Below are 14556 nucleotides of genomic sequence, written 5' to 3' on the forward strand. Positions count from 1 at the left end.
TTCTCTATGACTCAAAGTGCAAGACTTTGAGGTTTATTGATCTTGTTGTTGTACCGCTGCGTACTAGTGACGATTCCTTTGCCACATCCGCTTTTACTGCTTTTCTATACACCGATTGCAATGTCGGTTTTTTAGTTTTGAAACTTATACTCTTCGACAATCTATTCGTAAATTACCTATTCTTAGACTGTCTATATCTAGATAACCATGTTTGGATGTGCCCTGCAATTTCCATAACCATCAACGCCATTGCAGGGTTTGAACATCGACTAAAGTCTATTTTTTAACCTTTCACCCTTTGGTGACTTCACGTGCAATCACCAGCCGCTGAATGTCCGATGCACCTTCATAGATTTGACTGACACGCACATCACGATAAATTCGTTCTACTGGAAAATCAGATACATAACCATAGCCCCCATGGATTTGAATGGCATCTGAACACACCCGTTCAGCCATCGTCGATGCAAAAAGTTTCGCCATCGAGGCTTCTTTTAAACATGGAAAACCTGCATCTTTTAACGTTGCTGCATGGAAGATTAATTGACGTGCTGCCTCAATTTGGGTGGCCATATCTGCGAGGCGAAATGCCACGGCTTGATGCTGAACAATCTCCACCCCAAATGCCTTGCGTTCATTGGCATATTCAACGGCTGCATCTAATGCTGCTCGTGCCATACCCACAGACTGCGCTGCAATACCAATTCGACCTGACTCTAGGTTTGATAAGGCAATTTTATAGCCTTCACCCTCTTCGCCTAAAAGACTATCCGCAGGAATACGACAGTCATCTAAAACAATCGTTGCTGTATCGGAACAATGCTGACCCATTTTGTCTTCTAATCGCGATACGATATAACCCGGCGCATCCGTTGGTACTAAAAAGCACGAAATCCCTTTTTTACCTGCAGACTTATCCGTTACCGCAAAAACCAAGGCTACTTGGGCATGTTTTCCTGTGGTAATAAATTGCTTGGTGCCATTTAACACCCACTCATCACCATCACGCTCCGCTTTACATTCCAATGCGCTCGCATCTGAACCCACTTGTGGTTCTGTTAGGCAAAAACAACCTAACCATTCGCCTGTGGCTAATTTTTTTAAGTATTTTTCTTTTTGTGCTTCTGTACCATAACGCTGCGTAATGCCACATGGCAGTGAATTTTGTACGCTAACAATTGTGGAAATCGCACCATCGCCAGCAGCAATTTCTTCTAAGGCAACAACCAAAGACACATAGTCTAAACCTGCACCACCCCATTCATCCGAAACCGTCATGCCTAAAGCACCCAGTTCACCAAGCTCCTTAAGTTCTTGTGCAGGAAATGACGCCGTTTTGTCACGCTCTGCAGCCGTTGGTTTCAGTTTTTCTTGCGAATAACTTCGCATCATGTCCTGAACCATTTTTTGTTCATCATTTAAAATCATGGGACTTCCTTTTCTAAATCTTTTATAGCGCGTATAGCTTTAAATGTTGGATAACTGCGGAATTAAAAATTCTTTGACTGTATTAAAGCAAAGTTGGATACACGACGAAGTCATTTGCAACTGTCTGAGGCAGGACGCCATTAATCTCTAATCTTTCTGCAACCTATAAATCAATAAATACTTGATGACGAGTTTTACAAATGACAATGTTTTTGGTTACTTTTGCCGAAACAAAAGTAACGAGATGAGCTACTGTCAACGAAGTTATTCTCGATAAGACTCCGTCGTAGAAGCCTGAATAAGCAGTTTTAATAAATAACTATTTAGGCTGCATACGGATCGCGCCATCAAGACGTATCACTTCACCATTGAGATAAGCATTTTCAAAAATATGCGTCACTAATTTTGCAAACTCTTGTGGTTTTGCTAAACGTGGTGGGAAAGGCACCATTTTCCCCAAAGCATCTTGTACATTTTGTGCTAAGCCTTTGAGCATCGGGGTTTCCATAATGCCCGGAGCAATAGTCATCACACGAATCGACTCACGTGCAAGCTCACGTGCAAGAGGTAATGTCATTGCAACCACTGCCCCTTTAGATGCTGCATAAGCCGACTGACCAATTTGACCATCAAAAGCAGCAACTGACGCCGTATTCACAATCACGCCACGCTCTTCTTCACCCGCTTTTAATTCATATTTAGCAATCAGTTGTGCCGCATAGCGCAGCATATTAAATGTACCTGAAACATTAATATTTAATACTTTTTGGAACATCGCCAAATCATGCAATCCGTCACGACCTAAAACTTTTGCAGAGGGTGCGATACCGGCACAGTTCACTAAGCCATTAAGTTGACCAAATTCCGCTTCAACTTGTGCAAAGAAAGCGCCAACCGCTTGTTCATCAGTGACATCCAATTGAACAAATTTGGCATGATCACCCAGTTGACGTTGCATCGCTTCGCCATGCTCATGATTCATATCCACAATAATCACTTTTGCACCCAGGCCAATCAGATGTGTTGCTGTCGCAGCGCCTAGTCCTGATGCACCACCTGTCACAACGAAAACTTTTCCTTTAATGTCCATAGCATTTCCCTATTTATGATGTCTTGTTATAAATTCGACTTAAGATGCAGAGTAAACAGAGAATTTATTCAGTACAATTTCCAAATGTTGCATCTTTTCTGATGTATTTGGACAATTCTGAACAAGGACCTATCCGCACATATGCCGAAGCATGGACTCGAATACAGTAAAGGGACGATTTCTATCGACTTGGTGCATGAAGCATTACACGATGCGCAACAAAAGCACTTTGATATTTCTGCTATTTTACAAAAGGCGGGTATTCCCTCTGAGTTACTGCTATCGCGTAAAACCAGAGTTTCTGTTTCTCAATATGCGGCTTTATGGACTCATCTTGCAGATGTGATGGATGATGAATTTTTTGGCATGGATCGGCATGCCATGCGACGTGGTAGTTTTAAACTACTTTCGAAAATGGTCATGCATAACAGCACCTTGGGGGATGCACTTAAGCAAATCCTACAATTTTTAAATCTGGTTTTAGATGACTTGCATAGTGATTTAACCATTGAAGATCACTTTGCTTATATCGTGATCTATGACCAACAAGCGCCTAAACGCATGTTCAGCTATGCAACATATTTGATGCTCATCCACACGCTACTGTGCTGGCTAAGTGGACAACGGATTTTATTAAACCAAATCCAATTTAAATGTGATGCACCGCTTGATGATCACGACTATAAAGTTCGCTTCTGTGAAAATATTCATTACCAAGCCAGTCAAAACTATATTCAGCTAGATGCCAGTTACCTAACCCTGCCAATCAAACAAGATACACGTTCGTGGTATCAATTCCTACAACAAACACCTGAAAACCTCTTGGTACGCTTTAAAAACCCGTATGCACTCAGCAGCCAAATTCGTAAACAACTGTTAGACGTTTCTCCTGCCGAATGGTTAGAGTTTTATGAGTTGGCAGTCAAAATGAATATGTCGGAAGCCACAATGCATCGCCGTCTTAAAAGTGAAGGTGTGAGTTATCAACAACTCAAAAATGATATCCGACGTGATACTGCCATCGATTTTTTAACCCATACCGATAAAAGTTTGCAAGATATCAGTGAAGAACTAAATTTTCATGATCCGAGTGCTTTTCATCGGGCATTTAAAAAATGGACAGGCGTCAGTCCCGGTGCGTATCGACAAAATAATGCGCCTGAATTCAAGGCCTAAAATTTGATATTCGCTATTTATAAATTGAATATTCATCTAATTAATAGAAAATCAATAACTTAAAAATATTCAATAAATAGACTGACCATTCATCCTTGAAGGATTGCTACTTTAGTCTAATTAGGTTATTTTTCACTCAATTTAAAGCACTTTGCTTATTTATTTTCCAATTCTCCTGCATCTCCTTGAAAGGCTTTCCTATGCTTAAGATGATTGATGTTCTTGAACAACAACTTGTTCAAAACTTTTCAGATTCTCTTTTCACTCAGATTGACGCAATTGATGAACTGTTTCATGAACAGCTTAAAACTGTCGCAGATATTGATTTGCAAAATTTGATCTCACAATTTTTTAGCACTGAAAATGCAGTTGAAGTTGCTCATGCACTGGATATCCAAGCAAATGACATTGAAGCAATTCAAGCAGGTGCAAATCTAAAAGATGAAAATTTAGTCAATGCAACTGCAAAAATTATTGCTTACTGTCTTGCAGTAGAAACATCAGCTTTAGAACAAGTTGAAGTTTTCGATAGCTTACAAGACTACCCAATGTAAGTATTGATCACATATAAAAAGCAGCGAAAGCTGCTTTTTTATTGAAAAAGTTATTTTAAGTCTGTAATTCACTATAATTTTTGAATATTACTAAAATATCTAAGCATTTTTCATGCAAGTTTACACATTAATTTATATAACGAAATTTCATCACAATTAAATCCAATAAAGTATTTTAAATCAAATACCTATATTTGATTTATACGCTTATCTCGATTTCTATTATTCTTAGCATTTATTCTGTTTTGTTTCTGAAATATTTCCGTCGTATCTATGTGCTCATAATTCAACACTTGATTGTGAACGATATGACTTCCCTATTTAAAAGCTCAAAACTAATTTTTTCTACGCTAACATTCAGCCTACTCAGTACCTCTATCTTTGCTGCGATTCCTTCGACACTTAAACTGGATTATGCCTACTATGCACCGACCAGTTTAGTGGTGAAGGAACAAAAACTCTTAGAAAAAGCATTACCCAAAACACAAATTAAATGGGTCTTTAGCCAAGGTAGTAATCGCTCACTCGAATATCTCAATAGTGGCAGTGTGGATTTTGCCTCAACAGCAGGACTTGCAGCCGTTTTGAGTCGTGCCAATGGCAGTCCGATTAAAACCGTATATATCCAGTCACAGCCTGAATGGACGGCATTGCTTGTGGCAAAAAACTCTCCGATTAAAAGTCTGAAAGAGCTTAAAGGCAAAAAATTGCGTCGACCAAAGGAACCGATCCATTCATGTTTACTTTGCAGTCGTTGGAAACAGTCGGCCTCAATAAACGTGATGTGCAATTGGTACATTTACAACATCCTGATGGAAAAACAGCTTTAGAACGTGGTCAAGTCGATGCATGGGCGGGATTAGATCCACTCATGGCATCGGCACAGGTACAATCAGGCGCGCGTTTGCTTTATCGAAATGTGGGTTTTAACAGCTATAGCGTTTTAAGTACCAAACAACAATTTAGCCAGCAAAGTCCTGAAGCCGTTGAAGCTGTGATTAAAGCCTATGAACAAGCACGACAATGGGCCAAAGCCAATCCAGATAAATTAGCCGAATTATTGGCACGTGAGTCTAAGCTTCCATTGGCTGTTGCCAAGCTCCAGTTAAGTCGTACCAACTTTGATCAAAATATCCCAACAGCTAAACACATTGCGGCCTTAAAGAAATCTGGCACGATTTTGACTGAAGAAGATTTAGTTCGTAAAGGAACCAATGTCAATCAAGTCATTGACCAACTTTTTGAAGCACGTTATGCGAAAAAGGTTGTGAAATAACATGTTATCATCACTGACTCAACCCAAAATCGATACAGCGGTTTCGACCGCTTCCGATTCATCAAACCATATAAAACCCAAGTTGATCTTGATTTTAAAAGGTCTTGCTCTACCTGTGGTTTTATTGCTGCTATGTGAAATCTTGGTCAAAAATGGTGTTATCGAACCGTATCTACTCCCCGCTCCGAGTAGTCTTTGGCAGTCATTTATAGAGTTATCTGAAGGTGAACTTTGGCAGCATATCTGGACTAGTACTTGGCGGGTATTTTTAGGCTTTTTTATTGGTAGCGGACTTGCTCTGATTTTTGCACTCTTAGTTGGTTTGAACGAACAAGCCGAAGCATTTTTGGAACCTACATTTTCAGCAATTAAATCTATCCCTAGTTTGGCATGGATTCCCTTACTGCTCTTATGGTTAGGTATTGATGAATCATCAAAAATCATCCTCATTGCCATAGGTGCTTTTTTCCCGACCTATACCAATACCGTTGCAGCAATTCAAGGTGTAGACCGAAAACTCATTGAAGTTGCTCAAGTTTATCGTTTGAAATATTTGAGACAGATTCGTGAGATTATTTTACCTGCAGCATCACCGGGTATACTTACAGGCTTACGCAATAGTTTAAGTTTGGCGTGGATGTTTATGATTGCTGCCGAACTGATTGCAGCCACGCAAGGTATTGGCTATTTGCTCAGTGATGGTCGTGAAACCTCACGTCCAGATATCGTGATTATCGCCATTATTCTATTGGCACTCTTAGGGAAAATCACCGATAGCCTAATGAAATATCTAGAACAATATCTATTGCGTTGGCGAGATGTGGTGAAGTAAACCTATTTTCTACACTTGCAAATGCACACATACAAACGCTCACATGTGAATTGAAAAACAAAAAAATAAAGCGCATTCAATGCGCTTTATTTTTGACTATTTCTCTAATACCAAATCAATGTTGCCACTGACCTAAGCTGACACGGTCATTGCCACCATAATCTTTTACAGTCCGAACATTTCGATACCCAGCTTGTAAGAACAAATGTCTGACCGCTTCACCTTGGTCATAACCATGTTCGAGCACCACCCAACCATTCACGGTTAAATGTTTTTTGGCTTGAAGAATGATTTGCTCAAGATCTGCAAGCCCATGATTGTCTGCAACCAAAGCACGTTCAGGCTCTGTCGCCAAATCCTTCATGTGTACATCCTCAGCATCGATATACGGCGGATTTGACACAATTACATCAAAGAAAGCACGTCCAAAAGGTTTTAACCAAGAACCTAAGACAAACTGCACATGTTCAAGATCATGCTTTTTGGCATTAAATTCAGCAACTTCCAATGTAGGTTCATAAATATCCGAAGCCACAATTGACCAATCTGGACGTTCACTGGCTAATGACAATGCTACTGCACCAGTTCCTGTTCCTAAATCGACCACACGAGCATCTTCTGGAAGTTCTAAACGCAGTACAGTTTCAACAAGTACTTCCGTATCAGGACGTGGCACCAAAGTATCTTTAGTCACTTTTAAGTCTAGCGTCCAAAATGGCTGAGAACCTGTGACATAAGCCAAAGGCTCACCTGCTGCAATACGTGCAAGTGATGCGACATATTGTTGTTCTTGCTCAGCTGTTAATTCTTGATCCTTTTTCATGATTAAATCAAACGAATCAATCTTGATGATATGCTCTAACAACCACGCATTTTCCTGACGTTCATAACTTTCAGGTTCACCACGATAGGCCAAAGCCTGTGCAATATTCATTAACCACCATTCTGCTGTGCTAATAACGCCAACTGATCGGCTTGATATTCACGATGCAAACTATCTAGCAATTCAGTCAAATCACCTTCCATCACTGCATCCAACTTATACAGTGTTAGGTTAATACGATGATCAGTCATACGACCTTGTGGATAGTTATAGGTACGAATACGCTCAGAACGGTCACCAGAACCCACCAAGTCACGACGCATTTCAGACGTCGCGGCATCTGCCGCTGCGCGTTTGGCATTTTCTAAACGAGAAACCAACAGCGCCATCGCTTTGGCTTTGTTTTTATGCTGTGAACGTTCGTCCTGACATTCTACAACTGTACCCGTTGGAATATGGGTAATACGTACAGCAGAGTCAGTTTTGTTAATGTGCTGACCACCCGCACCAGAGGCACGATAGGTATCAATACGTAATTCTGAAGGATTAATTTCAACACTAGTGTCTACATCAACTTCCGGCAAAATCGCAACAGTACATGCCGAAGTATGAACACGACCTTGTGACTCAGTTGCAGGCACACGCTGTACACGATGCGCGCCACTTTCAAATTTTAAGCGACCATATACGCCTTCACCATTGATGAGGCAAATCACTTCTTTATAACCGCCGTGTTCGCCGTCATTTTCAGACAACACTTCAATACGCCAACCTTGTGATTCAGCATATTTACTGTACATGCGATACAAGTCACCCGAGAAAATTGCAGCTTCGTCACCACCTGTTCCGGCACGGATTTCTAAATAAGCAGAGTTCGCATCATTCGGATCTTTTGGAATCATCAGAATGTTTAAGTCTGCTTCAAGCTGGCCAATCAAAGCTTTATTTTCTTTGATTTCCTCAACGGCCATCTCTTTAAAATCTGGATCCGTCATCATCACTTCAGCAGTCTCAATATCTTCTTCTGCTTGACGGTATTTTTTCCAAACTTCAGTGATTTCAGATAAATCACTATGCTCACGTGACAACTGACGGAAACGTTTGTTGTCTGAAATGACTTCTACATCTGCGAGTAATGCATTTAATTCTTCGTGACGGTCAGAGAGCTGATCTAATCGTAAACGTAACGATTCTTTCATTTTTCAAAAAATCTCAATACACAGGCTCTACCGCTAAACTTTCACGGATATGCCAAAATTCAAAATAATGGCGCTAGTGTACCGATAATGGGTCTGAAATGACATATATATTGTTTTTTGGCCTATCAATGACCCTAAATATCAAAGTGTGAACTTCATCACTCCTACCTTTCTCCACAAAGTCGTACAGATTTTCTGCATTCAACCATTTTTTTCACAATATTAATAAAACTTATACAAACTAGACACTCAAATCACCAAATAAAGAGAAAGCTCTCCATATTTATAGCGAATAGTTTTGTTACATTTACTGCCATCGAAATGATTATGAAAAGTCCTCGCGTTTATGAAGGACATGGAGTGAACTATGAAACTGAATACTCTTTTAATGACAGCCACTCTAGCAACTGCTTCTATGTTCACTGTGTCTGCAAATGCAGATAGTACAACACGCGTTGCTGCAGCTAGTGCATTAGGTAGTGTTGCAGGTACTGCAATTGGTAAAAACATGGGCGGTAATACCGGCGCTACAATTGGTGCCGCTCTTGGTGGTGCTGGTGGTGCTGCGGTAGCAAGTAATAAACGCAACCGTACAGAATCTGCTATCGGCGGTGCTTTAGGTGGTGGTACAGGTTATACTGTTGGTAAAAGCATGGGCGGTACAAACGGTGGTTACATCGGCTCTGCACTAGGTGCTGCTGGTGGTGCTGCTCTAGGTAATAAAATCTCTAAAGATAAAGCTTACGACAAACACCAAGAACGTAAATACAAAAAACGTTACCGTCGTCGTCACTAATTCAAAAATTAGTGAGTCCTTATTGAATAGTGAAAATAGCACCTTCGGGTGCTTTTTTATGTATCGCCTTTTTTCAAATGATAAATACAACTTTATTTATTGCTCCTGATAAATATTTAGATTTGCCTTCCCTCCAACCAAGTCATCAATCATGTAGAAATAAAGTGCAAAATTTACATTGCAGCAACGGAACACGTATTTTATTTCACATCACGCTCCAAATATTCGCTATGTGTTTTCATATATTGATATCAACAGATAAACATCATGCTTCGTAAGGAGTTTAAAAATGAAAATTAATAAAATTCTATTCAGTGCAGCAATTGCCGCTTCAGCACTTACTATGACTGCAACACATGCAGGTAATAGCACCAATACTGCATTAACATCTGCTTTAGGTGGTGTTGTTGGTGCAGCAATCGGTAACCAAGTTGGCGGCCAAACTGGCGCAATGATTGGTTCAGCAATTGGTGGCGGTGCAGGTGCAGCAGCATCGGCAAACAAACGTGACCGTAATGGTGCCATCATAGGTGGTGCACTTGGTGGCGCAGGTGGTTATACCGTAGGTAAAAACATGGGCGGCACAAACGGTGGTTATATCGGTGCTGCACTTGGTTCAGCTGGTGGTTCTGCACTAGGTAAAAAAGTGTCTGAAGACCGTCGCTATGATGACCGTTATAATGGTCGTTATGATGATCGCTATGACCGTCGTTATAACAACCGTGGCTATCGTACCAATAATTATAGCTACAACGACCGAGGCTACCGTGGAGACAATGGTCGTCACTTAGGTTGGTACAAAAACGGTAAACGTTAATCGATATATTTCAATGGAAAAAAATCAGCACCTTCGGGTGCTTTTTTTGTATATAAAAAAAGTTTAGATATATCTAAAGTTGTCTTTTTACACCGCCCCACACCATATCGAATTTATTCGATATACATTCAGCTTTTTATATCGTATTATTTCGATATAAAGATCTCTGAGAGAAAACATGCGTACTCTAGCCGATACAAAATTTTCAATACTTGAACTCGCACCTGTTCGAGATGATAAAACCATCGAATTTTCACTCAAACATGCACTCCAGTTAGCACAGAAAGCAGAACAACTTGGCTATGAGCGTCTATGGTTAGCCGAACACCACAATATGGACGGCATCGCAAGTTCTGCAACTGCGGTTTTACTCGGTTATCTCTTAGCAAATACACAATCTATCAAGCTCGGTTCAGGCGGGATTATGTTGCCTAACCATGCGCCGTTGGTTGTCGCTGAACAATTTGGCACGCTTGAAACGCTATATCCTGGCCGCATTGAACTCGGCTTAGGTCGGGCACCAGGTACCGACCAAACCACCATGCGCGCTTTACGCCGTGGCCGTCAGGAAACCGAAGATCAATTTCCACAAGATGTCCTTGAGATATTGCAATACTTTAAAGCACCTGAGCCACAGCAGCGCATCATTGCTACACCGGGACAAAATACACATGTTCCTGTATGGCTTTTAGGTTCAAGTCTGTTCAGTGCACAACTCGCTGCACGTTTAGGTCTACCCTATTCTTTTGCTTCACATTTCGCACCACGCATGCTTGGACAAGCAATTCAGCTCTATCGTGAAAATTTCCAAGCATCCGAATATTTAGATCAACCTTATGTGTCTATGGGCGTACCGACGGTTGTTGCTGAAACAGATGAAGAAGCAGAATATCTAGCAACGAGTGCTTACCAACGGGTTTTAGGTTTAATGCGCGGTCAAAGTTTAAAACTCAAGGCTCCAGTCGACAGTATGCAAGGTTTATGGTCTGCTGCAGAAAAAATGTCTGTTGATAATTTCTACGCTATGGGACAAGTCGGTTCAAATGCAACCGTTCGAGTAGGTTTAGAAAACCTACTCACTAAATATGACGTTGATGAATTTATTTTCACCTGCGACATTTACGATACCGATAAGCGCATTGAAAATTTCGAACGTTTAATGCAAATCAAAAATGATCTGGCTTAAGACTCTAAGCTTAATGATTTAATCCAAACGTTTGATCCGTCTAAAGCCAGAAGTGTGACTACATGTTTGTGGTTCTTTAGACGGATAGCAGTCAACAGACAATATGGTTTTGGCTAACAACGACCAAACCTGTACTTAAAAACCATCATTGCCTCAACGAAATAATTGATTTACTCATTTTTATTGGTGTATAGATATTTAATATAAAAAACAATCATGAGCCCATATGTTGATAAACTAACACCGCATTTATCACAGCAAGTTGGTGTGCACTGATCTTAGGCGCTGTGGTGTTTTGCATAGGTTTATTCAATGCAAATATGATGCTGAATGAAAAAGGCTTTTATCTCATTTTATTGCTCTATGGATTATTTTCATCGGTTTCACTACAAAAAATCATTCGTGACCGTTTAGAAGGAATGCATGTCACTGCAATCTACTTTGGACTCTGCTGGGCATCCGTCATTATTTGCCTCGTACTTCTTGCCATTGGCCTATGGAATGCTGAACTGGCATTAAGTGAAAAAGGGTTTTACATGATGGCTTTCCTAATGAGTTTGTTTGGTGCAGTTGCGGTACAAAAAAATATTCGTGATATGGACTATTTACGTACACGTACCGACCAACTCGAACTTAAGCATTCAACCCCGAGTCAGCTTGACTATAGCTCACAAAATGATGAACCACTTTAAAATTCGCCACATCCATAGTTCTCAGAAGCTGTTCATGCAGGTCGCTTATTGTTTTATCGATCTGCTTGAGCGGTTAATGAACTACAACGCATAAAAAAATCAGTTCACTCCTAGAAATGTATAAATGACAAGGGCCAAGCAAATCAATTCTACACAAATTGCATGACTCTTCAGACTGAAATAACGCTTTACGCCAAGTGGCCCATCACAGAATATATTCTTATCTAAGACTCAACTAAAAAAACAAAAGATAAGGAATAAATATGGCCAACAAGCAGGATGCAACCCACCATATTTTTAATAATCATCTAGAGGATTTTGAACACTTTCGTGGAACGATCATCGGTTCAGAACAGATCAAAGATTATGATTTTAAGAATCAAAAAATCGCAATTATTGGGATAGATCATCATGTGGTCTCTGAACTACATCATCTATGTCAGGTTGCAGATAACATCATGGTCTATCAAATCAAACCGCAATTTGTCTTACCACGCACCGAACGTCTACTGAATAAATTAATCCAACATCCACTGATTGCAAAAAATCGACGTTTATTTAGCAATCGTATTAAGAGTATTTTGGCGATTCGCTTTTTAGAAGATCAAGTGCCGAACCATTGGTTAAGACATTTACTCAGTCCAAATACCGCAATTCAGAACAAAACCTTCCTAAAATCGGATCATTATTATGCTGCATTACAGCAGCCCAACTGCATCTTAAATACTTGGCCAATTGCGAATATTCAGAATAATTCAATCACGGCTTTAGATGAGCATACGTTTGAGTGTGATGTCATTGTGCGCAGCGAACCTAACCAGCCTAAAGAAAAGTAATTACAATGAAATGATTTTCACATAACATTTACTAAAATTTATCTGATTGATCAAAAATCACAATACCAAAAGCCATCTCTAGCGGCTTTTGGTAGCTCCCCTACTATATTGGATACTTCAATTCGATAAGGCTAAGGATTCTTAAAAATCCATAAATGAAAATAGCTTTAATCGTGCTACATGCTTTTTCAGCTCTCAGACTTAAATCATGCTTCCGACCTGCACCAGCAGCTACAGCGAGTTTATAGACGTGCAATTTTGAATAGTTATGATCAATTCTTCATGAAAATTTTATTTCAAACTAATAAATTTTCAGTCGCTTAATTTGGTCTTACACAACTCTTTTAATCCCTAACTATAAGTTAGAAAATTTATACCGATGCTCATGTTCAGCCAACATTTACTTATGTTCTAATCTATATTCAATAGGAAAATAACAGCTAAAAATCCAATTTTAATATTACTTCATATCAGCTTTTAAAGCCTGAATGTTATCAATTTGAATATTTTTCACTCACATCAATTAAATAAATGGTGCCATTTCTTTATATTTAGCACCCAAAAGCAACTGTTTGATTATTTTTTATTCTATTTTCTGCCTATTTTTTTAGCATTTAAATCAGTATTTTTGAAAAATTGATTAAATATTAAACCATATTAGCTAAATCTTGTATTTATACAACTCATATCAAGTGGATTATTCAGGCTTAATTCATAGATAAAAATACAGCAAAACACGGATTTTTATAAAAGATTTGTGCTGTCAATTTGGCCATATTTTATAAATTTTCAGCCAAAGAAATTCATCGAACTGGTACACAAATGAATGCAAAAATTGCTTAAAATTTAAGTCTAAATATTGAGGAAAATTTTCATCAATATCTTAAATATTTATCATTCATTAAAAGTATGACAAACCAGAAATTAATACTATTTTTATATAATTTATACAGTAATTTATTATCATCAGAAGAGCCACCAAAGTGGCTCAATTTACACTTAACCAATGCGACGCTTCAGTCCGGTCATTTGTAAAACACGTGTTGAAATTTCTTCAATCGACATTTCTGACACGTTTAAGTATTTAATTCCTTCAGAAATATAAATACCTTCAATCGCACGTAGTTCCATTTGGCACTGACTAAAACTTGCATAACGACTATTGGCCTTACGCTCTGAACGAATTGCTACAAGGCGCTCTGCATCAATCATCAAGCCAAATAACTTATGCTTATGTTCACGTAAAACTGCAGGTAAACGGTTGTCATCCAAGTCTTCTTCTGTCAAAGGATAGTTCGCTACACGAATACCAAATTGCAAAGAGAGATAGATTGAAGTTGGTGTTTTACCCGAACGTGATACTCCAATTAAAATCAAATCTGCTTTATCATAATGACGAGTACGTGCCCCATCATCGTTATCTAAAGCAAAATGCACCGCATCAATACGTGCTTTATAAGACTCAGAATCTGTAACTGCATGGGTTTGACCGACTAAAGTCGTAGGAGCTGTACCCAACTCGTCCGACAATTTACTAATAAGCCCTTCAAAAACATCAAGATTTATTGCATTTGCAGTATTAATAATGTCACGTACATACGGGTCTACAAGGGTATCAAACACCAAAGGCTTTTGACCGTCTTGCTGCGCTCTAAGATTGATCTCTGCAACCACATTTGTAGCAGCTTCTTCAGAGGTAATATATGGAATAATATGAATGTCAAAATCTACATGAGGGAACTGGGCTAACAGTGAGTGTCCGAGGGTTTCTGCGGTAATCGCGGTACCATCCGAAACAAAGAAAACACTACGCTGAATCTGTTTACCTTCTGACATTAAAATTCTCCTCCA

At 39.4% G+C, this 14556-nt stretch carries 13 protein-coding genes and 1 pseudogene; 9 read left to right on the forward strand and 5 right to left on the reverse strand.

The window, feature by feature from the left end; translation table 11 throughout:
- Nucleotides 1-291: 291 nt before the first annotated feature.
- Nucleotides 292-1428, reverse strand: coding sequence for an acyl-CoA dehydrogenase family protein (locus FTU62_RS09265; protein ID WP_180102498.1), 1137 nt, complete (start codon nt 1426-1428; stop codon nt 292-294).
- Between the two features lie 319 nt (nt 1429-1747).
- Nucleotides 1748-2518: a 3-hydroxyacyl-CoA dehydrogenase gene (locus FTU62_RS09270; protein WP_078193953.1), complete on the reverse strand. Its 771-nt coding sequence runs from the start codon at nt 2516-2518 to the stop codon at nt 1748-1750.
- A 141-nt stretch (nt 2519-2659) separates the two neighbouring features.
- On the opposite strand from FTU62_RS09270, the gene FTU62_RS09275 reads away from it, so the two are divergent.
- The 4 genes and pseudogenes from FTU62_RS09275 to FTU62_RS09290 all read left to right on the forward strand — a co-directional run bounded on the left by FTU62_RS09275 (nt 2660) and on the right by FTU62_RS09290 (nt 6356).
- Nucleotides 2660-3694 (forward strand): AraC family transcriptional regulator, encoded by a 1035-nt coding sequence (locus FTU62_RS09275; RefSeq protein WP_180102499.1) that lies wholly within the window; start codon nt 2660-2662, stop codon nt 3692-3694.
- Nucleotides 3695-3894: 200 nt separating this feature from the next.
- Nucleotides 3895-4248 (forward strand): hypothetical protein, encoded by a 354-nt coding sequence (locus tag FTU62_RS09280; RefSeq protein WP_180055898.1) that lies wholly within the window; start codon nt 3895-3897, stop codon nt 4246-4248.
- A gap of 308 nt (nt 4249-4556) precedes the next feature.
- Nucleotides 4557-5524, forward strand: a pseudogene (locus FTU62_RS09285) (aliphatic sulfonate ABC transporter substrate-binding protein).
- A gap of 70 nt (nt 5525-5594) precedes the next feature.
- Nucleotides 5595-6356: an ABC transporter permease gene (locus FTU62_RS09290; RefSeq protein WP_373684747.1), complete on the forward strand. Its 762-nt coding sequence runs from the start codon at nt 5595-5597 to the stop codon at nt 6354-6356.
- Nucleotides 6357-6471: 115 nt separating this feature from the next.
- On the opposite strand, the gene prmC is transcribed toward FTU62_RS09290, so the two are convergent.
- Nucleotides 6472-7290: a peptide chain release factor N(5)-glutamine methyltransferase gene (prmC, locus tag FTU62_RS09295; protein WP_180093573.1), complete on the reverse strand. Its 819-nt coding sequence runs from the start codon at nt 7288-7290 to the stop codon at nt 6472-6474.
- The gene (gene prfA, locus FTU62_RS09300) at nt 7290-8378 is read right to left on the reverse strand and encodes a peptide chain release factor 1 (protein WP_078193958.1); all 1089 of its coding nucleotides are present in this window, start codon (nt 8376-8378) and stop codon (nt 7290-7292) included. The genes prmC and prfA overlap by 1 nt, the downstream gene beginning before the upstream one ends.
- Nucleotides 8379-8745: 367 nt before the next feature.
- On the opposite strand from prfA, the gene FTU62_RS09305 reads away from it, so the two are divergent.
- The 5 genes from FTU62_RS09305 (at nt 8746) to FTU62_RS09325 (ending at nt 12705) form a co-directional block, all read left to right on the forward strand.
- Nucleotides 8746-9174 carry a glycine zipper domain-containing protein gene (locus tag FTU62_RS09305; protein ID WP_078193959.1) on the forward strand — a complete coding sequence of 143 codons (429 nt, stop codon included), beginning with the start codon at nt 8746-8748 and terminating at the stop codon, nt 9172-9174.
- Between the two features lie 289 nt (nt 9175-9463).
- Nucleotides 9464-9991 (forward strand): hypothetical protein, encoded by a 528-nt coding sequence (locus FTU62_RS09310; protein WP_168377731.1) that lies wholly within the window; start codon nt 9464-9466, stop codon nt 9989-9991.
- 178 nt (nt 9992-10169) lie between these two features.
- Nucleotides 10170-11177 carry an LLM class flavin-dependent oxidoreductase gene (locus tag FTU62_RS09315; RefSeq protein WP_180102501.1) on the forward strand — a complete coding sequence of 336 codons (1008 nt, stop codon included), beginning with the start codon at nt 10170-10172 and terminating at the stop codon, nt 11175-11177.
- 275 nt (nt 11178-11452) lie between these two features.
- Nucleotides 11453-11869, forward strand: coding sequence for an inner membrane protein YiaA (gene yiaA, locus FTU62_RS09320; RefSeq protein WP_373886357.1), 417 nt, complete (start codon nt 11453-11455; stop codon nt 11867-11869).
- A gap of 263 nt (nt 11870-12132) precedes the next feature.
- A complete protein-coding gene (locus FTU62_RS09325; RefSeq protein ID WP_180102502.1) occupies nt 12133-12705 on the forward strand; it encodes a flavoprotein in 573 nt (190 codons plus the stop codon).
- Nucleotides 12706-13704: 999 nt separating this feature from the next.
- Here FTU62_RS09325 and FTU62_RS09330 read toward each other — a convergent pair.
- Entirely contained in the window at nt 13705-14541 is an 837-nt protein-coding gene (locus tag FTU62_RS09330; protein ID WP_078193964.1) for a pyruvate, water dikinase regulatory protein, read from the reverse strand.
- Between the last annotated feature and the right edge of the window lie 15 nt (nt 14542-14556).

It is taken from the genome of Acinetobacter sp. YH12126, from assembly GCF_013418745.1.
Classification (GTDB): Bacteria; Pseudomonadota; Gammaproteobacteria; order Pseudomonadales; family Moraxellaceae; genus Acinetobacter; species Acinetobacter amyesii.